This is a genomic window from Pseudomonas sp. Irchel 3F6 (assembly GCF_900187595.1).
In the GTDB taxonomy this organism is placed as follows: Bacteria; Pseudomonadota; Gammaproteobacteria; order Pseudomonadales; family Pseudomonadaceae; genus Aquipseudomonas; species Aquipseudomonas siliginis.
The window spans coordinates 107,137-130,889 of sequence record NZ_FYDP01000008.1 but is presented as its reverse complement, the minus strand read 5'-3'; the positions used below and the strand labels follow the sequence as shown (position 1 = coordinate 130,889).

General features: G+C 60.1%; 26 protein-coding genes. 13 read left to right on the top strand and 13 right to left on the bottom strand.

All coding sequences use genetic code 11. From position 1 onward, the window contains the following. Positions 1-15 precede the first annotated feature (15 nt). Positions 16-1,296 (top strand): serine--tRNA ligase, encoded by a 1,281-nt coding sequence (gene serS, locus CKW30_RS23390; RefSeq protein WP_056788907.1) that lies wholly within the window; start codon positions 16-18, stop codon positions 1,294-1,296. Next, positions 1,297-2,691: a siroheme synthase CysG gene (cysG, locus tag CKW30_RS23385; RefSeq protein ID WP_041477064.1), complete on the top strand. Its 1,395-nt coding sequence runs from the start codon at positions 1,297-1,299 to the stop codon at positions 2,689-2,691. Between the two features lie 94 nt (positions 2,692-2,785). Here cysG and CKW30_RS23380 read toward each other — a convergent pair whose 3' ends face one another. The 7 genes from CKW30_RS23380 to CKW30_RS23350 form a co-directional block, all read right to left on the bottom strand. Continuing rightward, on the bottom strand, positions 2,786-3,787 hold the full coding sequence (locus tag CKW30_RS23380) for a glutathione S-transferase family protein (protein ID WP_095182059.1): 1,002 nt from the start codon (positions 3,785-3,787) through the stop codon (positions 2,786-2,788). Positions 3,788-3,878: 91 nt separating this feature from the next. Next, positions 3,879-4,880, bottom strand: a complete 1,002-nt coding sequence (locus CKW30_RS23375; protein ID WP_095182058.1) for a glycosyl transferase family protein — start codon at positions 4,878-4,880, stop codon at positions 3,879-3,881. Beyond that, positions 4,877-5,212 (bottom strand): TusE/DsrC/DsvC family sulfur relay protein, encoded by a 336-nt coding sequence (locus CKW30_RS23370; protein ID WP_016770652.1) that lies wholly within the window; start codon positions 5,210-5,212, stop codon positions 4,877-4,879. Before CKW30_RS23370 ends, CKW30_RS23375 begins: the two co-directional genes overlap by 4 nt. Further along, the gene (gene tusB, locus CKW30_RS23365; RefSeq protein WP_095182057.1) at positions 5,209-5,502 is read right to left on the bottom strand and encodes a sulfurtransferase complex subunit TusB; all 294 of its coding nucleotides are present in this window, start codon (positions 5,500-5,502) and stop codon (positions 5,209-5,211) included. Before tusB ends, CKW30_RS23370 begins: the two co-directional genes overlap by 4 nt. After that, the gene (tusC, locus tag CKW30_RS23360) at positions 5,502-5,858 is read right to left on the bottom strand and encodes a sulfurtransferase complex subunit TusC (protein ID WP_095182056.1); all 357 of its coding nucleotides are present in this window, start codon (positions 5,856-5,858) and stop codon (positions 5,502-5,504) included. The genes tusB and tusC overlap by 1 nt, the downstream gene beginning before the upstream one ends. Positions 5,859-5,860: 2 nt before the next feature. Further along, the gene (tusD, locus tag CKW30_RS23355; RefSeq protein ID WP_041477377.1) at positions 5,861-6,253 is read right to left on the bottom strand and encodes a sulfurtransferase complex subunit TusD; all 393 of its coding nucleotides are present in this window, start codon (positions 6,251-6,253) and stop codon (positions 5,861-5,863) included. A gap of 165 nt (positions 6,254-6,418) precedes the next feature. Beyond that, positions 6,419-6,748, bottom strand: a complete 330-nt coding sequence (locus CKW30_RS23350) for a DUF6388 family protein (RefSeq protein ID WP_041477057.1) — start codon at positions 6,746-6,748, stop codon at positions 6,419-6,421. A gap of 133 nt (positions 6,749-6,881) precedes the next feature. Between CKW30_RS23350 and CKW30_RS23345 the strand changes: the two genes are divergently transcribed. Next, positions 6,882-7,232, top strand: a complete 351-nt coding sequence (locus tag CKW30_RS23345) for a hypothetical protein (RefSeq protein WP_041477055.1) — start codon at positions 6,882-6,884, stop codon at positions 7,230-7,232. A gap of 102 nt (positions 7,233-7,334) precedes the next feature. Here the strand turns inward: CKW30_RS23345 and CKW30_RS23340 are convergent, their stop codons facing one another. After that, positions 7,335-7,760 carry an N-acetyltransferase gene (locus tag CKW30_RS23340; protein ID WP_095182055.1) on the bottom strand — a complete coding sequence of 142 codons (426 nt, stop codon included), beginning with the start codon at positions 7,758-7,760 and terminating at the stop codon, positions 7,335-7,337. A gap of 152 nt (positions 7,761-7,912) precedes the next feature. Here CKW30_RS23340 and CKW30_RS23335 point away from each other — a divergent pair, with 152 nt between their 5' ends. From CKW30_RS23335 to CKW30_RS23315, 5 genes are all read left to right on the top strand, one after another. Then, complete coding sequence (locus CKW30_RS23335) at positions 7,913-8,353, top strand: hemerythrin domain-containing protein (RefSeq protein ID WP_016775257.1); 441 nt, start codon at positions 7,913-7,915, stop codon at positions 8,351-8,353. 207 nt (positions 8,354-8,560) lie between these two features. Continuing rightward, positions 8,561-9,196: a lytic polysaccharide monooxygenase auxiliary activity family 9 protein gene (locus CKW30_RS23330; RefSeq protein ID WP_095182054.1), complete on the top strand. Its 636-nt coding sequence runs from the start codon at positions 8,561-8,563 to the stop codon at positions 9,194-9,196. Positions 9,197-9,294: 98 nt separating this feature from the next. Continuing rightward, positions 9,295-9,882, top strand: a complete 588-nt coding sequence (locus CKW30_RS23325; protein WP_024013397.1) for an NUDIX domain-containing protein — start codon at positions 9,295-9,297, stop codon at positions 9,880-9,882. A 171-nt stretch (positions 9,883-10,053) separates the two neighbouring features. Then, positions 10,054-11,781 carry a gamma-glutamyltransferase gene (gene ggt, locus CKW30_RS23320; RefSeq protein WP_095182053.1) on the top strand — a complete coding sequence of 576 codons (1,728 nt, stop codon included), beginning with the start codon at positions 10,054-10,056 and terminating at the stop codon, positions 11,779-11,781. A gap of 64 nt (positions 11,782-11,845) precedes the next feature. Beyond that, on the top strand, positions 11,846-12,379 hold the full coding sequence (locus CKW30_RS23315) for a cysteine hydrolase family protein (RefSeq protein ID WP_095182052.1): 534 nt from the start codon (positions 11,846-11,848) through the stop codon (positions 12,377-12,379). Positions 12,380-12,535: 156 nt separating this feature from the next. On the opposite strand, the gene CKW30_RS23310 is transcribed toward CKW30_RS23315, so the two are convergent. After that, a complete protein-coding gene (locus CKW30_RS23310; RefSeq protein ID WP_095182051.1) occupies positions 12,536-12,850 on the bottom strand; it encodes a hypothetical protein in 315 nt (104 codons plus the stop codon). A 160-nt stretch (positions 12,851-13,010) separates the two neighbouring features. On the opposite strand from CKW30_RS23310, the gene CKW30_RS23305 reads away from it, so the two are divergent. Further along, positions 13,011-14,456 (top strand): SulP family inorganic anion transporter, encoded by a 1,446-nt coding sequence (locus tag CKW30_RS23305; protein ID WP_095182050.1) that lies wholly within the window; start codon positions 13,011-13,013, stop codon positions 14,454-14,456. On the opposite strand, the gene CKW30_RS23300 is transcribed toward CKW30_RS23305, so the two are convergent. Both CKW30_RS23300 and CKW30_RS23295 read right to left on the bottom strand, forming a co-directional pair. After that, positions 14,424-16,655, bottom strand: a complete 2,232-nt coding sequence (locus CKW30_RS23300) for a response regulator (protein WP_095182049.1) — start codon at positions 16,653-16,655, stop codon at positions 14,424-14,426. The genes CKW30_RS23305 and CKW30_RS23300 overlap by 33 nt on opposite strands. A gap of 186 nt (positions 16,656-16,841) precedes the next feature. Then, on the bottom strand, positions 16,842-17,360 hold the full coding sequence (locus CKW30_RS23295) for a carboxymuconolactone decarboxylase family protein (protein ID WP_095182048.1): 519 nt from the start codon (positions 17,358-17,360) through the stop codon (positions 16,842-16,844). 131 nt (positions 17,361-17,491) lie between these two features. Here CKW30_RS23295 and CKW30_RS23290 point away from each other — a divergent pair, with 131 nt between their 5' ends. Next, a complete protein-coding gene (locus tag CKW30_RS23290) occupies positions 17,492-18,307 on the top strand; it encodes an AraC family transcriptional regulator (protein ID WP_095182047.1) in 816 nt (271 codons plus the stop codon). A gap of 3 nt (positions 18,308-18,310) precedes the next feature. Here the strand turns inward: CKW30_RS23290 and CKW30_RS23285 are convergent, their stop codons facing one another. Next, on the bottom strand, positions 18,311-19,204 hold the full coding sequence (locus CKW30_RS23285; RefSeq protein WP_095182046.1) for a DMT family transporter: 894 nt from the start codon (positions 19,202-19,204) through the stop codon (positions 18,311-18,313). A gap of 89 nt (positions 19,205-19,293) precedes the next feature. Here CKW30_RS23285 and CKW30_RS23280 point away from each other — a divergent pair, with 89 nt between their 5' ends. Together CKW30_RS23280 and CKW30_RS23275 are read left to right on the top strand one after the other, a co-directional pair. Further along, entirely contained in the window at positions 19,294-20,625 is a 1,332-nt protein-coding gene (locus CKW30_RS23280; RefSeq protein WP_095182045.1) for a PLP-dependent aminotransferase family protein, read from the top strand. A 40-nt stretch (positions 20,626-20,665) separates the two neighbouring features. Beyond that, positions 20,666-21,043 carry a cytochrome c family protein gene (locus CKW30_RS23275; RefSeq protein WP_095182044.1) on the top strand — a complete coding sequence of 126 codons (378 nt, stop codon included), beginning with the start codon at positions 20,666-20,668 and terminating at the stop codon, positions 21,041-21,043. Between the two features lie 503 nt (positions 21,044-21,546). Here the strand turns inward: CKW30_RS23275 and CKW30_RS23270 are convergent. Next, on the bottom strand, positions 21,547-23,202 hold the full coding sequence (locus CKW30_RS23270; RefSeq protein ID WP_095182043.1) for a diguanylate cyclase: 1,656 nt from the start codon (positions 23,200-23,202) through the stop codon (positions 21,547-21,549). 177 nt (positions 23,203-23,379) lie between these two features. On the opposite strand from CKW30_RS23270, the gene CKW30_RS23265 reads away from it, so the two are divergent. Then, on the top strand, positions 23,380-23,715 hold the full coding sequence (locus tag CKW30_RS23265) for a hypothetical protein (protein WP_095182042.1): 336 nt from the start codon (positions 23,380-23,382) through the stop codon (positions 23,713-23,715). The last annotated feature ends 38 nt before the right edge of the window (positions 23,716-23,753 follow it).

Here is a 23,753-nt window from a genome sequence, read left to right as displayed (position 1 = left end):
TAACGAGAAACCGACATGCTCGATTCCAAACTGTTACGTAGCAACCTTCAGGACGTAGCGGACCGCCTGGCTTCCCGTGGCTTTGCCCTGGACACCGCGCGCATCGAAGCGCTGGAAGAACAGCGCAAGACCGTCCAGACCCGCACCGAAGCACTGCAGGCTGAGCGTAACGCGCGTTCCAAATCCATCGGGCAGGCCAAGCAGCGCGGCGAAGACATCGCGCCGCTGATGGCGGACGTCGAGCGCATGGCAGGCGAGCTGAGCGCTGGCAAGGTCGAGCTGGACGCGATCCAGACCGAACTCGATTCGATCCTGCTCGGTATCCCCAACCTGCCGCACGAATCGGTTCCGGTCGGCAAGGACGAAGACGACAACGTCGAAGTGCGCCGCTGGGGCACCCCGACCCAGTTCGATTTCGAAGTGAAAGACCACGTCGCCCTCGGCGAGAAGTTTGGCTGGCTGGATTTTGAAACCGCCGCCAAGCTGTCCGGTGCTCGTTTCGCCTTGTTGCGTGGCCCGATCGCGCGTCTGCATCGTGCGCTGGCGCAGTTCATGATCAACCTGCATGTCACCGAACATGGCTACGAAGAGGCTTACACGCCTTATCTGGTTCAGGCTCCGGCGCTGCAAGGTACCGGCCAGCTGCCGAAGTTCGAAGAAGATCTGTTCAAGATTGCCCGCGAAGGCGAAGCCGATCTGTACCTGATTCCAACCGCCGAAGTATCGCTGACCAACATCGTTGCCGGCGAAATCGTCGATTCGAAGTTGTTGCCGATCAAGTTTGTCGCCCACACCCCATGCTTCCGCAGCGAAGCCGGCGCGTCGGGTCGCGACACGCGTGGCATGATCCGCCAGCACCAGTTCGACAAAGTCGAAATGGTCCAGGTCGTCGAGCCGTCGCAATCGATGGAAGCGCTGGAAAGCCTGACTGCCAACGCCGAAAAGGTTCTGCAACTGCTCGGCCTGCCTTACCGCACCCTGGCGCTGTGCACCGGCGACATGGGCTTCAGCGCCGTCAAGACCTATGACCTGGAAGTGTGGATTCCGAGCCAGGACAAATACCGCGAAATCTCCTCGTGCTCCAACTGCGGCGACTTCCAGGCGCGGCGCATGCAGGCGCGTTTCCGTAACCCGGAAACCGGCAAGCCTGAGCTGGTGCACACCTTGAACGGCTCTGGTCTGGCGGTCGGTCGTACTCTGGTTGCGGTACTGGAAAACTACCAGCAGGCCGACGGTTCGATCCGCGTGCCGGACGTGCTGAAGCCGTACATGGGTGGCCTTGAGGTCATCGGCTAAATGAAATATCTGCCGCTGTTTCACAACCTGCGCGGCAGTCGTGTGTTGGTTGTCGGTGGGGGGGAAATTGCCTTGCGCAAATCCCGCCTGCTGGCCGATGCCGGTGCGCTGCTGCGGGTGGTCGCACCTGAAATCGAAACGCAACTGGCCGAACTGGTCGCTGCCAGCGGCGGTGAATGCCTGTTGCGCGGTTACGCCGAAACGGATCTGGACGGTTGCGGGCTGATCATTGCCGCTACCGACGACGAAACGCTCAACGCGCAAGTCTCCACCGACGCCCACCGCCGTTGCGTGCCGGTCAACGTGGTCGATGCGCCGGCCTTGTGCAGCGTGATCTTCCCGGCGATCGTCGATCGCTCGCCGTTGATCATCGCCGTGTCCAGCGGCGGCGATGCGCCGGTACTGGCGCGTCTGATCCGCGCGAAAATCGAAACCTGGATTCCTTCGACCTACGGTCAATTGGCAGGGCTGGCTGCGCGTTTTCGCAATCAGGTGAAAAACCTGTTTCCGGATGTTCAGCAGCGTCGCGGCTTCTGGGAAGACGTTTTCCAGGGCCCGATCGCCGATCGTCAACTGGCCGGGCAGGGCGCTGAAGCCGAGCGCCTGTTGCAGGCCAAGGTCGATGGCGAGCCAATGGTCACCACTGGCGAGGTTTATCTGGTCGGTGCCGGTCCGGGTGATCCGGATCTGTTGACCTTCCGCGCACTGCGTCTGATGCAGCAAGCCGATGTGGTGCTCTATGACCGCCTGGTGGCGCCGGCGATTCTCGAGTTGTGCCGTCGCGATGCCGAGCGGGTGTATGTCGGCAAGCGTCGCTCCGAACACGCCGTGCCGCAGGATCAGATCAACCAGCAACTGGTCGATCTGGCCAAGGCTGGCAAGCGTGTGGTGCGGTTGAAGGGCGGCGATCCGTTTATCTTCGGCCGCGGTGGCGAAGAGATCGAAGAACTGGCGGCCCACGGTATTCCATTCCAGGTGGTGCCAGGCATCACGGCGGCCAGCGGTTGCGCCGCTTATGCGGGGATCCCGCTGACCCACCGTGACCATGCGCAGTCCGTGCGGTTTGTCACTGGCCACTTGAAGGATGGTTCCACCGATCTGCCATGGGCCGATCTTGTCGCCCCGGCGCAGACGCTGGTGTTCTACATGGGCCTGGTGGGCCTGCCGATCATCTGCGAGCAGTTGATCAAGCATGGTCGCGCGGCGGATACCCCGGCGGCGTTGATTCAGCAGGGCACTACAGTCAATCAGCGGGTTTTCACCGGCACGCTGGCGGATCTGCCGCGAATGGTGGCGGAGCATGAAGTGCATGCGCCGACTCTGGTGATCGTCGGCGAAGTGGTGCAACTGCGCGAGAAGCTGGCGTGGTTTGAAGGGGCTCAAGCGCAGGTCTGAGTCAGATCAAAAGATCGCAGCCTTCGGCAGCTCCTACAGAGGAACGCATTCTCATGTAGGAGTTGCCGAAGGCTGCGATCTTTTGCTTCTGCTGTTAGCCCTTTAACCAAACCCCTTTCCCGATCAACCGCGACCGGTCATGCGCTACGCTGAAATCCTGCTGCGGCCCCTTCGGCACCACGCCGGTCGGGTTGATGGTCTTGTGGCTGCCATAGTAGTGATGCTTGATGTGCTGGAAATCCACCGTCTCGGCAATACCCGGCCATTGATACATCTCGCGCAGCCAGTTCGACAGATTCGGGTAATCGGCAATCCGCCGCAGGTTGCACTTGAAATGCCCGTGATACACCGCGTCAAAGCGAATCATCGTGGTAAACAGGCGCACGTCGGCCTCGGTCAGGTATTCCCCGCTCAGGTAGCGATTGGCACCCAGCAGTTGCTCCAGATGATCCAGTTCGGCGAATACTTCATCGAACGCCTGTTCGTATGCCTGTTGCGAGGTGGCGAACCCGGCACGATAGACACCGTTGTTCACCGCCGGGTAGATCCGCTCGTTCAGCGCATCGATCTCGTTGCGTAGCGGCGCCGGATAAAAGTCCAGATCGTTACCAGTGATCCCGTCGAAGGCGCTGTTGAACATGCGGATGATTTCCGCCGATTCATTGCTGACGATGCGCTTGAGTTTCTTGTCCCACAGCACTGGCACCGTCACGCGCCCGGTGTAATCAGGCGTGTCGGCGGTGTATCGCTGATGCATGAAATCGAAGCCATCGAGTTTGTCGCCTGTCGAACCGAGCGATTTGTCGAAGGTCCAGCCGTTCTCCAGCATGAGCCAGCTGACCACCGACACGTCGATCAGACCTTCCAGCCCTTTGAGTTTGCGCAGAATCAGCGTGCGATGCGCCCAAGGGCAGGCGAGGGAAACGTACAGGTGATAGCGTCCGGCTTCGGCAGTGAAACCGCCTTCACCGCTGGGGCCTGGCTGACCATCGGCGGTCACCCAGTTGCGGCGTTGCGCTTGTTCGCGCTGGAACGCGCCGTCCTTGCTGCTTTCGTACCACTTGTCCTGCCAGTGGCCGTCGACGAGTAAACCCATGATCAAGACTCCCAAAACCAATGTTCGTTGGAGTCGAGTCTATTCCGATGAGTTCGAACAAAAAGCGCAAAGATCGGGCGCTGATGATCGATTAGATCGATGTGTTGCGCGCCGCCCAATATTGCTCTGCGGTCGCAAAGGCCTGTTCGCGATTCTGACCGAGACCGCGCAGGGCGAGGGCCATGGTCGCAATCAAGGCCATTTGCGGGTAACTGTCGACCACATCGCCACGCCACACGGCTTTCAAGTGCTCGATGTCCAGCGAAGCGGGTTTGACGTGGCGCTGCGCTGACAGCTGCGGCCATTCTTCGTCCCAGCTTTGACCGCCGCTGGTGCCATAAAGGTGGCTGGTGGCGTCGGGGTTGATCTCGATTTCACCGCCATCGCCCTTGACCACAATTGCCGTGTCGCCGAGCAAGCCGCTGGCATCGCGATGTACCGCCTGATAGCCCGGATGGAAAATGCTCTGCAGGCCACAACGTGCGCCAAGCGGATTGAGAATCCGCGCCAGCGAGTGGATCGGCGACCGTAGGCCCAAGGTATTGCGCAGGTCGATCATCTTTTGCAACTGCGGCGCCCAGTCCATGAGCGGCATAAACGCCAGGCCGCCGTTGTCCAGTGCCGCGCCGACCTGCTGCCAATTGCGGCACAGGGGAATGTTCAGTTCGCCCAGCAGTTTTTCGCTGTATAGACGCCCGGCCGTGTGCGCGCCGCCGCCGTGCATGAAGATCCGCACGCCGTTTTGCGCCAGGCACTTGGCCGCCAGCAGATACCACGGCAGGTGGCGTTTTTTGCCGGCGTAGGTCGGCCAGTCCAAGTCGACATTCAATGCGGGCGCGTGTAAGCGTGCGCGCAGGGCTTCGGTGAAACCGGCCATTTCCTCGGCACTTTCTTCCTTGTGCCGCAGCAACATCAGGAAGGCACCCAGCTGCGTATCTTCGACCTTGTCATCGAGCACCATGCCCATGGCCTCGCGGGCTTCTTCGCGCGTCAGGTCGCGGGCGCCGCGCTTGCCCTTGCCGAGAATGCGCACGAATTGCGCGAACGGATGCTCGGCAGGCGTTTCGAGGGTCAATGCTGGAAAGTCGTTCATAGGCAATTCGTCGGTTTGGGCAGGCCCGCCAGTTTCGCGGCGAGTTTGGCAGGGGTGCCTTTGAACAGTCGGTTCAGGTGCAGGCTGTTGCCTTTGTCGGCGCCGAGTTTCAACGCGGTGTACTTGATCAGCGGCCGCGTGGCCGGCGATAGCTGGAATTCGGCGTAAAAGCTGCGCAGCAGCTCGAGGACTTCCCAGTGTTCAGGCGTCAACTCGATGTCTTCGGCGGCGGCGAGGGCGCTGGCGACTTCAGCCGACCAGTCGCTGAGGTCAACGAGAAAGCCGTCCTTGTCCAGTTCGATGGCGCGGGCGCCGACGGTCATTGAATTCATAGCCAGCTGTTGACCTTGGTGTGATGGATCGACAGTTCGACGAACGCCGGGTAATCGATGGCCTCGGCCCAGTCTGGAATCTCGATCGCACGCGCCTGTGCGTCCTCAATCAATACAAACACTCTGATTGCTCGCTCTTGAAGGGTTGAGAACGGCACAGTGTCCGGTTGCAGCGCATACACCGCATCGCCGGACAACAATACCGCATCGGCGCTGCCGAGCAGGCGCAGGCAACTGCTCAGACGATCGTCCCCGAACGGGGAATGAGACAACACATGCAAAGTCGACATCAGAGGGTGATCACCTGATCGTAACGGTCAATAAGGGCGGTGATGTGGTCAGCAGCAAGCGGCTGCGCCTCGTCCAGCGACAGGTTGCCAAGACCGCGAGCATTGGCGCTTTCGGCGCAATAGAACAGCTCTTCGACACCAAACATCGGCAGCGCCTGCAGATTGGCGCTGAGGTCTTTCTGCTGCAAGGCCTTGGCGTTCTGCCCGGCGGCCAGTTGCAGCACGCCGTCATCGAGAAACAGCAAACCGATCGGCAGATCAAAGGCGCCACCGGCGAGCACGATATCCAGCGCTTCCCGCGCACCGGGGCCGGACCATGGCGATTGGCGGCTGATGATCAACAGCGATTTGGCCATGTTCAAGCGCCTCCGAAACAGATGAGACGGTCAGCGTCCTGCACGGCATCGTGCAATTGACCCAGACCGGACAATTCCCACGGCGCGCTGAGCGAAATCGCTTCACGCTGGTAACGCTTGGCTTCTTCTTCGTTCAACACACCACGGCGCAGAGCGGCGGCGATGCAGACCACCCCATCCAGTTGCTTTTCGTTGATGAAGGCGCGCCATTGCTTGGGCAAATCCTGTTCATCCTGCGGCGTCACCACTGCATCGGAGGCGTTGAACACGCCGTCCTGATAGAAGAACAGCCGGACAATCTCATGGCCGCCGGCCAGCGCAGCCTGGGCAAACAGCAGGGCACGGCGCGAGGAGGGCGCATGGGCGGCGGAAAACAGCGCGATGGCGAACTTCATGATGGACTCGATCAGCGAAACTGCGGCCATGATAAAGCTTTATCGCTCGTGCCGCGAAACCCGAGTTTTACGCAGGTACCTTTGTAGGAGCTGCCGAAGGCTGCGATCTTTTGATCTTGAAGAGCAAAATCAAAAGATCGCAGCCTTCGGCAGCTCCTACATCGATTACGGGGTGATGCCGTAAAGATCGCAATACTCGATCCAGTCCATCCCCGCCATTTCCGCCACTTCCCGATGCACTTCCAGGCGTTGCGCCTGATAGTCCTCCGGTGAATCAGCGGTCAGCTGCAACGTCAGCTCCCAGGCAAACAACCCCTGGCTTTCTGCCTCAGCCTCGAATGCTTCATGCAAGCGTTCTTCGCGGTACTGCGCCTGGGTTTCACCCTTGGCCTGAGCCAACAGCGGATTGAGGTGGTCGAGAGTCTCACGCAGTTCGGGTCGCGCATCGAGAAACAGTTTCAGGGCGTGTTCATGTCGTTGGTCGCTAGGCGCCATGTAATGTCCTTGTGTGGCTGAAGATCTCAGAGTGCCGCAGCTGCTCACGCGTGTCGCGCATAAAAACAGTAAAGCAGAACGATTTGCCGCGTCGCAGTGCTACAGTCCGCTTTTTTCTCGATGAGCAAATGCAATGCGAATGCTGATGGTAGTGCTGGCGGCGGCCCTGTTGGCCGGGTGCGCCGGTTCGGTGATGAACGATGCTCGCAGCAAGAGCCCGGACAAGGTCCTGACCTCGGACAAGCCGGAGAAAGACGTCGCCCGGTGCGTGCAATTCGCCTGGCAGGATGAAGCGGTTTTCGGCGTCGACGCGGCGGCCTATCTGGAGCCGCGCGAGTCTGGCGGCACGACGGTCTACACGCGTTCAGCGGAGTCGTTTGTCGATGTGATTACCGAAGCCTCGGGTACGACTTTGAATTACTACGCACAGCAGAGTGATTTTGTCGCGATGCGGCGCATGGCGGCGATGGCGACCTGCCTCTGATTGTGTGTCGAGGCGGCTGGCGCTTTCGCGAGCAGGCTCGCTCCCACCGATTGAATGCTTTCCAGTGTGGGAGCGAGCCTGCTTGCGCAAAGAGCGACACAGTCAGTTGATCAGCCGCTTCTGGAAAAAATGCCGCTTGTGCCCTGGTGGATAGTCTACGATCTCACCGAACTGGCTGAAGCCCAGCTTCTTGTAGAACTCCGGCGCCTGAAAATCGAAGGTGTCGAGCCAGATTCCGTAGCAGTTCCTGTCTTCGGCCAATGCTTCTGCCTGTGCCATTAACCGGGAACCAATCCCCTCTCCGCGACTTTGTTCCGGTACTGACAGCAAATCGATGAACATCCAGCGCAAAGTCACTCGCCCGTACAACCCGCCCAGTATCGCGCCATACTCATCTTTTACCATCAAGGCGAACGGCTCGGTTTTCGATATGCCGGTCTTCGCATCGTTGTATTCAATTAACGGTTGGAGAATGGCCTGACGCTGTTCCTCGGTAGGATTGTCCGTCAACTCGATACGCAAATTCATGCATGACTTCCTTGTGTGATTGAACGCCCAGCCTAACCCGTCCGGGCAAACGCCTCCAAGCCCTTCGATCGAACAAGCGGAACCGTCAAACCAGCGTTGCGGTCTAGGCTTTTATCGCGTCTTTCCCTGAGCGCGATTGATGAGGAAATCCCGTGAATATTTTTGAAGCCCTGCGCGAAAGCCACGAGCGCCAGCGCACTTACGCCAAGGCTCTGATCGCGACCAGCGGCGACAGCCCTGAGCGGGTCGAGGCCTACAAGCAGCTCAAAGCAGAACTGCAAGCGCATGAAACCGCTGAAGAGCGGCACTTCTACATCCCGTTGATGGAAATCGACGAAGGCGTTGACCTGAGCCGCCACGCCATCGCCGAGCACCACGAAATGGACGAAATGATGGAAGAACTCGACGAGACCGAAATGTCCAGTCCGGCGTGGCTGGCCACGGCCAAGAAGCTTTCCGACAAGGTTCATCACCACCTTGAGGAAGAAGAGCACAAGTTCTTCCAAATGGCCGGCAAACTGCTCGACGATAAACAGAAAACGCAACTCGCCGGGCAGTACGAAAAGGAGTATCAGGCGCAACTGTCTGAATGACCAAAGGCGACTCGGCGTGTAGGTGTTCAGCTACACGTTGAGTGCGACGTGTCGACTTGAACTGGTTATCCATCCAGTGTTTTAGGGTTTTTTACGTCCTGCAAAATCGCATTGCGACAAAAGCGCCAATGGACAAAAAATTCACCTCCGTTAGCTTGAAGGCCTCTCCTCGGGAAGGAGAGTTCTCAAATCAACGGAGTGAAGACGATGAATCAGGCAATCCCACAAACCCAACTCAAACACGGTCGTGTCATCTCGCCAGCAAGTCGCGGCGCAGTGGCCATTGACCTCGGCTTGCTCGGCGCTTGGCAAGTCAATGAAATGGAGGGCGGCAAAAACTTTCCGGCCGTGAATGCCGGGCCGTTCCCGCAACCCTTCGAGACCGACTCGGACAGCGTCGCGCCGCCGGCCGATGGCTACATTCTCAGCGGCGGCAAGACCGATGCCCGCGATTGCGTCAATTACACCGACGACGAGATGAGCAAGAAGCTCGGCCGTTCATTCAACTGGCCGCTGCTTAATGTCGATCCGGGGCAGATTCTCGAGGTCAGCTGGGCGTACACCGCGCCGCACACCACCCGTGGTTATCGCTGGCTGATCACCAAAGACGGCTGGGATCCACAGCAACGCATCAGCCGTGCGCAGCTCGAAACCCAGCCGTTCTTCGAAGACTTCTACCCGCAAGTGCCGTATTACAGCCATGCCGGCGAATTGAAGGCCAAGGTTGATCACCAAGTGCAACTGCCGACGAACAAGAAGGGTCATCACGTCATTGTGCTGATGTGGATCGTCGCCAACACCGGCAACGCCTTCTACCAGGCCTTCGACGTCGACTTCCAGTAACAACCCAGGCTGAACGAGCCCGGTAGCGCTGCCGGGCTTTTTTTGTCGGCGCAATTGTCCGACCATGGCAGTCCCCCATGAAGACAGGATCAGACGCGATGTCCAACACAGCCGAACGGGTCAACATCGTCGACACACAGGTGTTGTCCCACGACTGGTATCTGTTGAAGAAAATCACTTTCGACTACCACCGCAACAACGGTGAATGGCAGCGCCAGACCCGCGAGGTCTACGACCGGGGCAACGGCGCGGCGATTCTGCTGTTCAACCGCGAAAAGCGCACGGTGGTGCTGACCCGCCAGTTTCGTTTGCCGGTGTTCGTCAACGGCCACGATGGATTGTTGATCGAGGTGGCGGCGGGATTGCTGGAAGGTGCCGCGCCGGAGCAACGCATTCGTGACGAAGCCGAGGAGGAAACCGGTTATCGCGTGCATGACGTGAAGAAAGTATTCGAGGCGTATATGAGCCCCGGCTCGGTGACGGAGAAGCTGCACTTTTTTATCGCCGAATACGACGCCGCGTCCAAAGTAAGCGACGGTGGTGGGCTGGAAGAGGAAACCGAAGAACTGGAAGTGCTCGAGTGGGGCTTCGATGAGGCACTGGCAGCATTTCAACGCGGCGAGATCTGTGACGCCAAGACCATCATGCTGTTGCAATACGCAGCGATGAACAACCTCTTCGCTTGATGAAAGATCGCAGCCTTCGACGCATTTTTCAGGAGCTGCCAAATGCTGCGATGGCTCAGCATACTGGCTGAACGGGGAGGCGCAATACGCAAAGCCGGCCATACTGCTTGTTGCTCCTGAAGCGCTGCCCTGCGTTTTGCGCAGTCCCCAAAAACAAAAAGAGATCGACTCATGAAGTACGAACCTTTGGCCAGATCGCTCATTGCGACCTCCCTGGCGCTCAGCTGTCTCATGGCTCACGCGGCATCAGTGGCGCCGGTGGCGGCGGAAAACGGCATGGTGGTCACCGCGCAACATCTGGCGACCCATGTCGGCGTCGATGTGTTGAAAAACGGCGGCAATGCCGTGGATGCGGCAGTGGCCGTGGGCTATGCGCTGGCGGTGGTCTATCCGGCTGCGGGCAATCTTGGCGGTGGCGGGTTCATGACCATTCAACTGGCGGACGGGCGCAAGACCTTTCTCGACTTCCGCGAGAAAGCCCCGCTGGCAGCGACCGCCAACATGTATCTGGACAAGGACGGTAACGTCATTCCGGAACTGAGCACGCGCGGCCATCTGGCCGTCGGGGTGCCGGGCACTGTGTCCGGCATGGAGCTGGCGCTGAGCAAATATGGCACCAAACAGCGCAAGGACATGATTGCCCCGGCGATCAAACTGGCCGAAGACGGTTTCGAGCTGCAGCAGGGCGATGTCGAGCTGCTCGAATACGCGACGGATGTGTTCAAGAAGGACATGCGCGATTCCGGCTCGATCTTCCTCAGCAACGGCGAGCCGATGCAGGTCGGGCAGAAACTGGTGCAGAAGGATCTGGCGAAAACCCTGCGGACGATTTCCGAGAAGGGCGCCGACGGCTTCTACAAAGGTTGGGTCGCCGATGCCATTGTCACGTCCAGCCAGGCCAACAAAGGCATCATCAGCCAGGCCGACCTGGACAAATACAAGACTCGCGAACTGGCTCCGGTGGAATGCGATTATCGCGGCTATCACGTGGTCTCGGCGCCACCGCCCAGCTCCGGCGGGGTGGTGATCTGCCAGATCATGAATATCCTCGAAGGCTATCCGATGAAGGACCTGGGCTTCCATTCCGCTCAGGGCATGCACTACCAGATCGAAGCGATGCGCCACGCGTACGTTGATCGCAACAGCTACCTCGGCGATCCGGATTTCGTGAAGAATCCGATCGAGCACCTGCTGGACAAGAACTATGCGACCAAACTGCGCAACGCCATCCAGCCGCAAAAGGCCGGCGTGTCGGCTGAGCTCAAACCCGGTGTAGCGCCGCATGAAGGCAGCAACACCACGCACTATTCGATCGTCGACAAGTGGGGCAATGCCGTTTCGGTCACCTACACCCTTAATGACTGGTTCGGCGCTGGCGTGATGGCGAGCAAGACCGGGGTGATCCTCAACGACGAAATGGACGACTTCACCTCCAAGGTCGGCGTGCCGAACATGTACGGTCTGGTTCAGGGGGAAGCCAATGCCATCGCGCCGGGCAAGGCGCCGCTGTCGTCAATGAGTCCGACCATCGTCACCAAGGATGGCAAAGTGGTGATGGTGGTCGGCACGCCGGGCGGTAGCCGGATCATCACCGCGACCTTGCTGACCATGCTCAATGTGATCGATTACGGCATGGGGCTGCAGGAAGCGGTCGACGCGCCGCGCTTCCATCAGCAGTGGATGCCGGAGGAAACCAACCTCGAAGACTTCGCCGCCAGCCCGGATACGAAAAAGCTCCTCGAGAGCTGGGGCCACAAGTTTGCCGGCCCGCAGGATCCCAACCACATCGCCGCGATTCTGGTCGGCGCGCCGTCACTGGACGGCAAACCGGTTGGCAAGAATCGCTTCTACGGCGCCAATGATCCACGGCGTAATACCGGCTTGTCACTGGGTTACTGAGCGGAGTAAAAAGGGGCGGGCTCAGGTCCGCCCCATCTCAAGGACTGATCAAGGAAGGCTCGACATGACCACCGCATTACTGATCATCGACGTCCAGCAGGCGCTGTGTGCTGGTGAATATCAGTGTTTTGAAATCGACCGCGTGATCGCCACGATCAATGATCTCAGCCAACGCGCCCGCACGGCTGGCGTTCCGGTGGTGTTGATTCAGCACGAAGAAAAGGACGGTCCGTTCGTGCATGGCGCGGACGGTTGGCAACTGGCCGAAGGTTTGCTGACTTCGACGAAAGACCTGCGTGTAGGCAAGACTACCGGGGATTCTTTCTACCAGACCGATCTCGGCAAGCTGCTGCCCAGCGAGGACTTCGAACGCCTGATCATCTGCGGCCTGCAAACCGATTACTGCGTCAACGCCACGGTGCGCAGCGCGCATAAGCTGGGCTACGACGTCGTAGTCGCGCAAGATGCACATTCGACGGTCGATAACGGCAACATGAGCGCCGAAGACATCATTGCCCAACACAACAAGGACTTCGCCGCCCTGACCAGTTCCGTGGCACGGATCGACGTCAAACCGGCAGCCCAAATCACCTTCTGAACTCACACAAACCCCCTGTGGGAGCGAGCCTGCTCGCGAAAGCGCTATGACAGCCAACATCAAACCGACTGATATACCGCCTTCGCGAGCAGGCTCGCTCCCACAGGCATTTGGTCGGTCTCAACATCAGAGAGCACCGCAGTCGGAAACGATGCACTAGGTTTGGACGCGATTCGCATCACGCAGCAACCGCTCGATCTGCGCCAGTTCCCATGTGCTGAGCAGACTCACCGGGTCCGTGCCATAACGCTGCCAAGTGTCCAGCGTCGCTTCATCCCCGGCGCAGTTGCGCGCGTATTCACAGTGATGCAAATGTCCGTCGGCGAAGTCCAACAGCAGATGCCAGCCCTCGATGTAAACGGCAATCAGCCCGGACTGGGACATTACCTCGCAGACTTCGAACGCAAGCACGCCCAGCGCAGCTTCGCGCAGACGCTGACACACATCCCGGGCGGACAAAAACGCTGACATGCTGCGACTCGATTCGATGGACAAGCCTGCAAGGATAAGGCCCGCGCCACTCCATGTCAGCGTTTCACTGGCCCGAGGCCGAACAATTCCGTAACATTCGCCTCCCTCTTTTTTCGCGAAAACAGCAGCCGTGCCCAGCGGCCGCTCAGTCAGGTAAGCCATGAAACCGATTCGTCTGCGCGCCGATGTCCTCGCCGGACTCACCACCTCGTTCGCCCTGTTGCCCGAATGCATTGCTTTCGCCCTGGTCGCGCATCTCAATCCGCTGATGGGCCTGTATGGCGCTTTCATCATTTGCACGCTGACAGCGTTGTTTGGCGGCCGGCCGGGCATGGTTTCCGGCGCGGCGGGCTCGATGGCGGTGGTGATCGTCGCGCTGGTGGTGCAACACGGCGTGCAATATCTGCTGGCAACGGTGCTGCTCGGCGGTCTGATCATGATGGCGTTCGGGCTGTTGCGCTTGGGCAAACTGGTGCGCATGGTGCCGCATCCGGTGATGCTCGGTTTCGTCAACGGCCTGGCGATCATCATTGCCCTGGCGCAACTGGAGCACTTCAAAAGCGGCGAGCACTGGCTCAGCGGTACGCCGCTGTATCTGATGACCGGGCTGGTGCTATTGACCATGGCCATCGTTTACATCCTGCCGCGCCTGACCAAAGCAGTGCCGCCGGCCCTGGTGGCGATCCTTGGCGTCGGCCTGCTGGTTTACCTGTTCGGCCTGCCGACCCGCACCCTCGGCGACATGGCGCACATTGCCGGCGGTCTGCCGACTTTCGCCATGCCAGACATTCCATGGAGCCTGGAAACGCTGCGCATCATCGCTCCGTACGCGGTCCTGATGGCGATGGTCGGCCTGCTGGAAACCTTGCTGACACTGAACCTGACCGACGAAATCACCGAGACCCGTGGCTATCCGGATCGTGAGTGCGTAGCGCTCGGCGCGGCCAACATGGTGTCCGGTGCGTTCGGCGGCATGGGCGGTTGCGCGATGATCGGCCAGACCGTGATCAACCTCAGCTCCGGCGGGCGCGGGCGCTTGTCCGGCGTGGTTGCCGGTGTGCTGATTCTGTTGTTCATTCTGTTTCTGTCACCGCTGATCGAGCGTATTCCGCTGGCCGCACTGGTGGGGGTGATGTTTGTGGTATCGCAGCAGACGTTCGCCTGGGCGTCGTTGCGGGTGATCAACAAGGTGCCGCTGCACGATGTGCTGGTGATCATCGCCGTGACCACCATCACCGTGTTCACCGATCTGGCCACGGCCGTGCTGTGCGGGATCATCATCGCCGCGCTCAACTTCGCCTGGCAGCAGGCGCGCGAACTGTACGCCGATGAACACCTGGAGGCCGACGGCAGCAAGCTCTATCGCCTGCACGGGACGCTGTTCTTTGCCTCGACCACGCCGTTTCTCACTCAGTTCGATCCGGCCAACGATCCGGCGAAAGTCACTCTCGACTGCCGGCACCTGAGCTTTGTCGATTACTCGGCGATTGCCGCGTTGAAAACCCTGCGTGAACGCTACGCCAAGGCTGGCAAGCATTTACAGGTGTTTCACCTGTCGGAACGCTGCAAGAAATTACTCAAGCGCGCCGGCGTCGATCACGACTGACGCCGCTGGTTTTGCGTCCTTGAGCCAGGTCTTGCCGAGAATCCGTGAGACCTGTTCGGCGGAGTAGGGCTTGGCGAGAAACTCGAAACCTTCGTAACCGCTGCGGGCCAGTTCTTCGCTGTAGCCGGAGGTCAGAATCACCGGTAGATCGGGGCGGCGCTGGCGCAGCTCCCTGGCCAACGCGACGCCGGTGATGCCCGGCATGACCACGTCGGAAAACACCGCATCGAACGCGCTGGCATCGCCGCCCGCCAACTGCAGGGCTTCTTCAGCGTTGGTTGCCCATGCGGTTTCATAGCCCAGATCCTGGAGGATCTGATTGGCAAAACGACCGACATCGAGATTGTCCTCGACCACCAGTACCCGGCGTTTTTCGCAGGCCGGCTGCACCTCGCCATCGTCCTCGGTGTTGTCCTGTTCAGTCTCGTCCGCCGGCACTTGCGGCAAATACAAGGTGAACTCGGTGCCTTGGCCAAGGACGCTGGAGACGTCGACGTTGCCGCCCGATTGCTTGGCGAAGCCGAACACCTGCGACAGCCCCAGCCCCGTGCCTTTGCCGACAGCCTTGGTGGTAAAGAACGGTTCGAAGATGTGTTCGAGGGTGTGTGCGTCGATGCCGGCACCGGTATCGGCCAAGGCTATCGACACGAAATGGCTGCTGGACCCGGCGTGACCGCGAATCGGCGGTAGCGCTTTGTGGCATTCCAGGCGCAATTTCAGCTCACCCTGACCGTTCATGGCGTCGCGGGCGTTAAGCGCAATGTTGATCAACGCGGTTTCGAACTGACTGAGGTCGACACGGATGTAGCAGGGGTGATCCGGGCGTTCGACGCACACGTGAATCTGCGCGCCGGTGACCGATTCGAGCATCTCGCCGATGTTTGCCAAACGTTCGCCGGCGTCGACTACCTGCGGATTGAGCGGCTGGCGGCGGGCGAAGGCGAGCAACTGGCTGGTCAGCTTGGAGGCGCGCTCGACGGTGTCGGACACCGCGCGCATGTAGCGCTGACGGCGTTCTTCCGGCAGGTTGGGCTGGCGCAGAAAATCCACCGACGAACGAATGATCGTCAGCAGATTGTTGAAGTCGTGGGCGACGCCGCCGGTCAATTGGCCGATGGCTTCGAGCTTCTGCGACTGGCGCAACGCCGACTCGGCCTGGGCCAGGCGCAAGCTGCGCTCTTCGACCCGTTGCTCCAGCGTGGCGTTGAGCTCAGCCAGAGCCAGCAGGCCTTCACGCACATTGGCATCGGCGCGCACCCGCTCGATGTGCGCCCAGCACCGTTCGGTCACTTCGCTCATCAATGCCTGCTCAAATTGCGACCAGACCCGCGGCACTTTGTCGTGGACGGCCATCAATGCGGTCAGACGGCCCTGCTTGATCAGTGGTACACAAATGGTCGCGGTAATACCGATGGCCTGAAAGGTCGCCGACTCTTCCGGTGGTAGCTCGCTGCGGTTGTCATGGATGACCAGCGGTTCCCCGGCGCGCAGCAGACGCACTGCCTTCTCACCGAAATCGCGCAGGCGGTAGTGGCCGACGATGCTTGGCGAACCCGGTGCCGCATAGTCGCCGCGAATGGTGAAGCCGTCCTCGTCGGCATCCATGTCGGCGTACGCGCAGTTGGACAATTGCAACTGCTCGACCATCAGCCGGGTGCTCGCCGCCAGGATTGCTTGCGCATCGGTGGCATTGGTCACCGCTTCGCCGATGGCATCGAGGACGGCCAGGCGTTGGTTGAGATAAACGGTCTGGGTGGTCTCGGTGACCGTGTCGAGCATGCCGACGACATTGCCGTGGGAGTCACGAATCGGGCTGTAACAGAAAGTGAAGAACGCCTGCTCCGGACCGTTGCCGCGTTCGATCTTCAGGGCAAAGTTTTCGATGTAGGTGGCTTGGCCGGCATAGGCCGCCTCGGCTATCGGGCTGATCTCATGCCAGGCTTCTTTCCAGATGTCGCTGAAAGGACGTCCCAGCGCATGCGGCTTGTCGCCGAGAATCGGCACGAAGGCGTCGTTATAGAGAGTGATCAATTGCGGGCCCCAGACGATCGCCTGAGGGAAATGCGAGGCGAGACTGAGCGAGACAGTGGTCTTGAGTACATCGGGCCAGTTTTCCAACGGGCCGAGGGGCGAATTCGCCCAGTCGTGACGGCGGATCTGCCCGGCCATCTCGCCGTTGTCTTGCAACCAGTCTGTCATGGGGTTCGTATCTTTCCGGGCATTTGTCTGAGAACAAAGACCTGCGCGCAGGGTGTTTGGTTTCAGCGCACCAGACACTGTTTGCGCTGCGAATTATTCTGACCTACATCATGGCAGCAAAAAACAGCGCTGGCGAAAAGAGCATCTTTTCGCCAGCGGATTTTTCTTCAGTTCGTGAGCGACTGCTCAGGCCTCGACGGTCGGGAAATCAATGTCGGTCAACGCCGTGTTGTTCAGGTAGTTGGTCAATGTCTGCACGGCCACTAGGGCAATCACTTCGATGATCTTGCGGTCATCGATACCGGCAGCGCGGGCAGCGGCCAATTGTTCATCGCTCAAGTGGCCACGGGTTTCGGTCAGTTGGCGGGCGAGGGCGGCGTAGGCATTCAGTTCGCCGTGACGGGCCGCGACGATGTCCTGTGGCGAGAGCCCGGCCTTGCCGGCGAACATTGTGTGTGCGGACAGGCAGTAGTCGCAGCCGTTTACTTGCGAAGTGGCGAGGTAGACGGCTTCTTTTTCCTGGGCGCTGAGCGAGGTCTTGCCGAGGATCGCCGAAGCTTGCAGGTAAGTGTCGAATGCAACTGGCGCTTGGGCGAGGGTAGTGAAGACGTTGGGCAGGAAGCCGATTTTTTTCTTCACGCCTTCCAGTGCAGGACGGGTGGCATCGGTGGCGGTGTCGAGGCTGATAGCGGGGATGCGGCTCATGGTGATTCTCCGAAATTCCGCAGCGAAGTGCAGCGGCGATGGAGAGATCTTAGGGGCTGCCAATGGCGCTTTGGCGGCAAATCGTCGAGGATATGCGGCAGATTGTCCAGATATGCCTTCGGGAGTCAGCCATGGATCGCCTTTCCACATTACTCAGTCATTTCGGCGTGAACGCCGGCACCTTTCATAGCGGCGCGTTTTGCGGCGTGAGCGTTCACGAAGGCGAGCCGGTCGGGCACGTGCATGTTCTGCAAGCCGGGGCGTTGCTGCTCAAACCGGGCAACGAGCGGGAGATCCGTCTGGACGAACCGTCACTGATTTTCTTTCCCCGGCCGTTTACCCATCGAATGTTTGCCGACGAAGCCATGGCCAGTCAGATTGTCTGTGCATCGCTGACCTTCGACGGCGGCTCGGGCAATGCCCTGGCCGCCGCGCTACCCGACTATCTGGTATTGAAACTCACCGACATCCCGGAACTGCGCAGCACCCTTGACTGGCTGTTCAATGAAGCCTTTGAAGGGCATTGCGGGCGCGTGGCGGTGATGGATCGCCTGTTCGAATTGCTGGTGATTCTGTTGCTGCGCCATCTCATCGGCAGTCGAGATCAGCAACCGGGCATGATGGCCGGGCTGGCTGACCCGCGCTTGTCTCGCGCTTTGAACCTGATCCATGAGCAGCCGCACAAGCCTTGGAGTGTGGCCGATCTCGCGGCGGCGGCGAACCAGTCCCGCGCCGGTTTCGCCGAGCAGTTTCGCCGCGTGGTCGGGCAGACGCCGGCCGATTATCTGCTGAGCTGGCGCGTCAGTCTTGCGCAGAAACGCCTGCGCGAAGGCCGGCCGATTGCGTTGATTGCCGAAGAGGTCGGTTACGAAAGTCCGTCGGCGCTGGCCCGGGCGTTTCGGCGCAAGACCGGGCTGAGTCCTCGGCGATGGAAAGCCGAACACTGAACATTACTTGGCAAATTTCTTCGCCCCGGCCACGCAGAGAATCACCCCAAGCGTTACGCCGAGCATGCCGACGCTGACCTGCTCGTGCAGCAACGTCGCCGCCAGTGCCAGACCAAAAAACGGCTGCAGCAACTGCAACTGCCCGACCGCCGCAATCCCGCCCTGGGCGAGGCCGCGATACCAGAACACAAAGCCGATCAGCATGCTGAACAGCGACACGTAGCCCAGGCACATCCACGCAGGCAAGCTGATGTTGCCGAACGAGGCGGGCGCCAGCCACAGGCTCAGCACTGCCATCAGCGGTAACGACATTACCAGCGCCCAGCAGATCACCTGCCAGCCGCCGAGGCTGCGTGACAGTTTCGCGCCTTCGGCGTAACCGAGGCCGCAGGCGAGAATCGCCGCGAGCATCAGTAGATCCCCAGTCGGCGAGGCGTTCAGTCCCTGGGACAGGGCGAAGCCCACCACCAATGCGCTGCCCAGCACCGAAAAGATCCAGAACACCGGCCGTGGCCGCTCACCGCCACGCAAGACACCAAACATTGCCGTGGCCAGCGGCAGTAATCCTACAAACACGATCGAGTGCGCTGACGTTACGTGCTGCAATGCCAACGCGGTCAGCAGCGGAAAACCCAACACCACGCCCAGCGCCACAATCACCAGCGACAGCCACTGATGGCGCGACGGTCGCGGTTGCTTGAACAACAGCAGAAGTCCGACCGCCAGTGCGCCGGCAATCGCTGCTCGCACCACGGTCAGAAACACCGGATCGAATTCCAGCACCGCCAGCCGTGTCGCCGGAAGTGAACCGCTGAAAATCAGCACACCGATAAAACCGTTGATCCAGCCACTGGTCTTTTCCAGCGCCGGGTTGGCCGCAGTCGATGTTGTGTGCATGTCGGTCGCGCTCAAATAGTGGGTTGTATTGCGGAGATCCTAGGGCTGAGAATCAGCACAATCAAAAAATTGTCATGGATACAGCCGGCATGCCCCGATCCCGTTACAAGACCTTGGTTGACCGTTACGCGGCGGATATTCGTGGCGGACGACTGCCGCCGGGCACGCGATTGCCTACGCATCGGCAACTGGCGGCGCAGGAAGGACTGGCGCTGGTTACCGCTTCACGGGTTTATGCCGAGCTTGAGGCGATGGGCCTGGTCAGTGGCGAAGCCGGGCGCGGCACTTTTGTGCGGGAAACGTCGCTGGCGCCGGGGCAGGGCATCGATCAGAAAGACGTAGCGGTCGGCATGATCGACCTGAATTTCAACTATCCGTCGTTGCCCGGTCAGGCTGAGTTGTTGCGCACGGCGTTGCGACAACTGGCGTTGTCCGGCGATCTCGAAGCGTTGCTGCGTTATCAACCCCACGCCGGACGTGCCCACGAACGCGCCTCGGTGGCGCGACATTTGTCGACACGCGGCGTGACCGTTGGAGCCGACCAAGTGCTGATCGTCAATGGCGCTCAGCAAGGTTTGGCGGTGACGCTGATGGCCCTGCTCAAACCCGGTGATGTGATCGCCGCCGATGCGCTGACGTATTCCGGGTTCAAGGTGCTGGCCGACGCGTTGCATCTGGAAGTGCTGGCGATCCCGATGACGGAGCACGGCCCGGATTTGCCGGCACTGGACAGACTCTGCCGCGAGCGTGCGGTGCGCGCCGTGTACAGCATGCCGACGCTGCACAATCCGCTGGGCTGGGTCATGCCACTGGAACAGCGCGAGCAATTGGTGGCGATTGCCCGGCGCTATGATCTGACACTTATCGAAGATGCGGCCTACGCGTTTCTGGTGGAAAGTCCGCCGCGAACCTTGATCGATCTGGCACCGGAACGGACGTTTTACGTATCGGGCCTGTCGAAAAATATCGCCACCGGATTGCGGGTCGGCTTCATCGCGGCGCCGCTGCCTCAAGTGCCCGCACTGGAGCGAATCATTCGCGCGACAACGTGGAACACGCCCGGGGTGATGACCGCCATTGCGTGCGGGTGGCTCGACGACGGCACCGTCACCGTGCTTGAGGAGCAGAAACGTCGTGATGCGATGGCGCGACAGGCCTTGGCCGCCGAGGTGCTGAAGGGGCTGCGCTACATTGCTCATCCGGCCTCGTATTTTCTGTGGTTGCCGTTGCCCGAAGATGTGCGTGCCGATCAGATCGTGGTCGAGTTGATGCAGCAGCAGATTTCGGTCACCAGTGCAGAGCCGTTTTCGCTGTCGGGCCATACGCCCCATGCGATTCGTCTGGCTCTCGGGTCGGTGGACATGCACGTGTTGCGTCAGGCGTTGATCACTGTCAGAACGATTATCGGCGCTTATCTGTAAACTGCGTTCACGCCATGCAAAGCCAGGTTTGGACTGTTTAATGAAATTCACCACAGCACTGCTTCTCGCCTTGATCTTCAGCACCAGCGCTCAGGCTGAGGGCGATCCTGAAGCCGGGGCGAAAATCTTTCCGCGTCTGTGCGGCGGTTGCCATCAGGTTGGCGAGTCGGCTCGTTCGGGGTTTGGTCCGCAGTTGAACGGCATCGTTGGCCGGGCTGCGGGGACTTCGGCCAATTATGTTTATTCCGCTGCGATGAAGAACTCGGGGATTACTTGGGATCGGGCGACGTTGAAGGCTTATCTGAAGGATCCGAAAGGGGTGGTGCCGGGGACGCGGATGATTTTCTGGGGGCTGAGTGATGAGGAGAAGTTGAATAATTTGTTGGCTTATCTGCAGAGGTTCAGTGCTAAGCCCTAGTCGGGCGATGGTTTCCTGGCTGATTGAGTACATATCCATTGCTGCGGTAACGGCTGCTTAGGGTTCCGCCCTTACGGCGGGTCACCTTTTTCAAACGCCAAAAAGGTAACCCAAAAGGCTTGCTCCTGCGTTCGGCCCTCGCAGGCTCGGGTCCCTTCGCTGCGGGATCGATCCGGGCGCAGCGGCTCCGGTTTGCTTCGCTGCACCTCCTTCCGCTGTGTCTGGCTGCGCCAGACGGTCGCTGCGCTCCCACGCCCGGATCAATCCCTCCGCTCAGCCTTCCGACGTCGCCGGTAGATCAAGATCAAAAGCACTCGAGCTAACGCTCATTGTTGAGTGGGGCGGCTTCGCCGCGGGCAGCTGCGCTGCTTTGCTTTTCTGTGGGAGCGAGCCTGCTCGCGAAGGCGGTTCTCCAAACGACCAATATCTCCGGCTTTACCTCATCCCTGTGGGAGCTGGCTTGCCAGCGATGGCAGCCTGTCTCTGGTTGATATACGCCGGTGTCAGTGAGCATGGAACGCCACCTGATTGCGCCCCGCAGCCTTGGCCTGGTACAGCTGCTGATCGGCGCGTTTGATCAGGGCCGTGTGGTTGTTGTCTGCCGGATCTGCCAGGCCAAGGCCAATACTCACGGTGACGTTGTCGACGCCGGGAAACTGCGCTTCGGCGACCGCTGAGCGAATCTTTTCGGCAACGACTTCCGGGGTGTCGGGTTGCGCGACTTCCGGCAGCAGTACGGCGAACTCTTCGCCGCCGTAGCGGGCGACGAAATCGGTGCTGCGTACGCTGTTCTGGATCAAGGTCGCCAGTTGTTGCAGGACCTCGTCACCGACCGCGTGGCCGTGGCTGTCATTGATGCGTTTGAAGTGGTCGGCATCGATCAGCAGCAGGGCAAAAGGGCGCCCGGTGCGTCGGGACAGCAGCGAGTATTCAGTGATTTTTTCGTCAAAGCGGCGACGGTTGTAAACGCCGGTCAAGCCGTCGTGTGTGGCCAGGCTCAGCAGCTCGGCGTTGGCCTCGGTGAGTGCGGCGGTGCGTTGGGCCACGGTGGCTTCCAGCGACGCGTTGGCTTCTTGCAGTTCGCGCTCCTTGCCGAGCAGTGATTGCGTCATCGCGTCGATGGACTGGCCGAGCTGGGCGATTTCCAGTACCGGATGCTGCAGCTGGTACTGCGCGCCGGACTGGTTGTTCTGCACCTGTTTGGCCGAGTGCGCGAGTTGTTCGATCGGGCGGCTCAGGTACAGCGCCAGGTAATAAGCCACCAGACCGAAAACGATGGCGGCGAAAACGCCGAGTATCAGCAATTCGTATTGCAGCGTCCGCGCCGGTTGCAGCGCAGTCTCCAGTGGCTGGCGAATGGCGATCGACCACGACAGCGCCGTGCCCGATGGCGTCGGCACAGTGACCATGCTGGTCAGGTAACCGTTGGCCGCCGTCCAGCCCGACAATACCGGATCGTTGGTCGCCAGCTGTTGGCCCATCAGGGCTTCGGGGTAGAGCACCTTGCCGTCGTGGTCGACGATCAGCGCCTGGACATCCGGCGCCGAGTTTTTGTGGGAAAACGCCGCCGATTCGACGATGCGCGTTACCCAACTCCAGTGTGCATGTGCGCCCAGCACGCCAATCACCTGTCCTTCGGCATTGTGGATTGGCGCGGCAAAATCGATGAAGCGCAACGGCTCGCCATTGGCCAGGCCCGGCAACAACTTCGCCAGCAACACCGCTTCGTGGGGATCGCCGGTGTATTGCCGGCGCAAGCCGATCTGGAACCACGGGCGTTTCTGCACCGATTGACCGACCAGCAGATCATTGACCGCTTGGCGAACGTTGCCCTCGGCGTCGGTGACGCCCATCCACGCATATTCGGCGCGCGCCTGGGTGCGCAACTGCATCGACTTGAGGATGGCTGGGTTGTCCAGATCTCCGCGCTCCAGATGCGGTGCGCGACTGAGCAGGTAGACCTCCAGTTGCCGTTCGCGCAGTTGTTCGCCCAACAGCGTCGCCGCTGCACGCGCGGTGTTCAGCAAGGCGTTGCCGCTGGCCTGCTTCATTTGTTCGGTGGCGATATGACCGACATAAAAGCCGACGCTCAATAACGTCAGCAGGGACAAACCGCCGAACCACAGGGTGAGATGGCTACGCAGACTGGCTTTGAACATGGAGGCGGGTGTCTGTCTTTATTGAAGTGGCGCCATGGTATGCGACATCGCCGATGGGCGGCCAGCGAACGGGTTCATGTAAATACAAAGAAGATTGATGCCAATGAGCCATCATTTTGGTTAGAATGCGCGCCGCCCGAGAGACGGATCCCGGGCGTTTTCCCATGGAGTTTTACCGTGAAATACCTCAGCAAAGTAGTCGCCGCCACACTGTTCGGTGTGGTTCTGGCAGGTTGCACCGGCGCCCCGATGAAAACCGCCCATTACGACAGCAACCAATACACCGTGGTTGGCCACAGCGAAGCATCGGCCACCGGCCTGCTGCTGTTTGGCATCATCCCGATCCGCCAGAACAGCCGATTTGTGCGCGCGCAAAACGCGGCCATCCAAGCCAAGGGCGGCGATGCAATGATCAACACACAGGTTCAGGAAAACTGGTTCTGGGCCTGGGTCCTGACCGGTTACACCACCACCATCTCCGGTGATGTGGTCAAGCTGAAAACCGCGCAATAAGCGACGGCTGAATGCAAAAAAGCCCGGCTGATCAGGCC

Excerpts from the sequence above, each read along its gene's own strand:
- CKW30_RS23315 (WP_095182052.1), top strand. The coding sequence starts at position 11,846 with ATGACCACCGCATTACTGATCATCGACGTCCAGCAGGCGCTGTGTGCT.
- CKW30_RS23285 (WP_095182046.1), bottom strand. The coding sequence starts at position 19,204 with ATGCACACAACATCGACTGCGGCCAACCCGGCGCTGGAAAAGACCAGT.
- CKW30_RS23275 (WP_095182044.1), top strand. The coding sequence starts at position 20,666 with ATGAAATTCACCACAGCACTGCTTCTCGCCTTGATCTTCAGCACCAGC.
- CKW30_RS23375 (WP_095182058.1), bottom strand. The coding sequence starts at position 4,880 with ATGAACGACTTTCCAGCATTGACCCTCGAAACGCCTGCCGAGCATCCG.
- tusB (WP_095182057.1), bottom strand. The coding sequence starts at position 5,502 with ATGTCGACTTTGCATGTGTTGTCTCATTCCCCGTTCGGGGACGATCGT.
- CKW30_RS23290 (WP_095182047.1), top strand. The coding sequence starts at position 17,492 with ATGGATCGCCTTTCCACATTACTCAGTCATTTCGGCGTGAACGCCGGC.
- CKW30_RS23325 (WP_024013397.1), top strand. The coding sequence starts at position 9,295 with ATGTCCAACACAGCCGAACGGGTCAACATCGTCGACACACAGGTGTTG.
- CKW30_RS23295 (WP_095182048.1), bottom strand. The coding sequence starts at position 17,360 with ATGAGCCGCATCCCCGCTATCAGCCTCGACACCGCCACCGATGCCACC.
- CKW30_RS23380 (WP_095182059.1), bottom strand. The coding sequence starts at position 3,787 with ATGGGTTTACTCGTCGACGGCCACTGGCAGGACAAGTGGTACGAAAGC.
- ggt (WP_095182053.1), top strand. The coding sequence starts at position 10,054 with ATGAAGTACGAACCTTTGGCCAGATCGCTCATTGCGACCTCCCTGGCG.
- CKW30_RS23350 (WP_041477057.1), bottom strand. The coding sequence starts at position 6,748 with ATGGCGCCTAGCGACCAACGACATGAACACGCCCTGAAACTGTTTCTC.
- CKW30_RS23300 (WP_095182049.1), bottom strand. The coding sequence starts at position 16,655 with ATGACAGACTGGTTGCAAGACAACGGCGAGATGGCCGGGCAGATCCGC.
- CKW30_RS23370 (WP_016770652.1), bottom strand. The coding sequence starts at position 5,212 with ATGAATTCAATGACCGTCGGCGCCCGCGCCATCGAACTGGACAAGGAC.
- CKW30_RS23280 (WP_095182045.1), top strand. The coding sequence starts at position 19,294 with ATGCCCCGATCCCGTTACAAGACCTTGGTTGACCGTTACGCGGCGGAT.
- tusC (WP_095182056.1), bottom strand. The coding sequence starts at position 5,858 with ATGGCCAAATCGCTGTTGATCATCAGCCGCCAATCGCCATGGTCCGGC.
- tusD (WP_041477377.1), bottom strand. The coding sequence starts at position 6,253 with ATGAAGTTCGCCATCGCGCTGTTTTCCGCCGCCCATGCGCCCTCCTCG.
- CKW30_RS23310 (WP_095182051.1), bottom strand. The coding sequence starts at position 12,850 with ATGTCAGCGTTTTTGTCCGCCCGGGATGTGTGTCAGCGTCTGCGCGAA.
- CKW30_RS23330 (WP_095182054.1), top strand. The coding sequence starts at position 8,561 with ATGAATCAGGCAATCCCACAAACCCAACTCAAACACGGTCGTGTCATC.
- cysG (WP_041477064.1), top strand. The coding sequence starts at position 1,297 with ATGAAATATCTGCCGCTGTTTCACAACCTGCGCGGCAGTCGTGTGTTG.
- CKW30_RS23305 (WP_095182050.1), top strand. The coding sequence starts at position 13,011 with ATGAAACCGATTCGTCTGCGCGCCGATGTCCTCGCCGGACTCACCACC.
- CKW30_RS23270 (WP_095182043.1), bottom strand. The coding sequence starts at position 23,202 with ATGTTCAAAGCCAGTCTGCGTAGCCATCTCACCCTGTGGTTCGGCGGT.
- CKW30_RS23345 (WP_041477055.1), top strand. The coding sequence starts at position 6,882 with ATGCGAATGCTGATGGTAGTGCTGGCGGCGGCCCTGTTGGCCGGGTGC.
- serS (WP_056788907.1), top strand. The coding sequence starts at position 16 with ATGCTCGATTCCAAACTGTTACGTAGCAACCTTCAGGACGTAGCGGAC.
- CKW30_RS23340 (WP_095182055.1), bottom strand. The coding sequence starts at position 7,760 with ATGAATTTGCGTATCGAGTTGACGGACAATCCTACCGAGGAACAGCGT.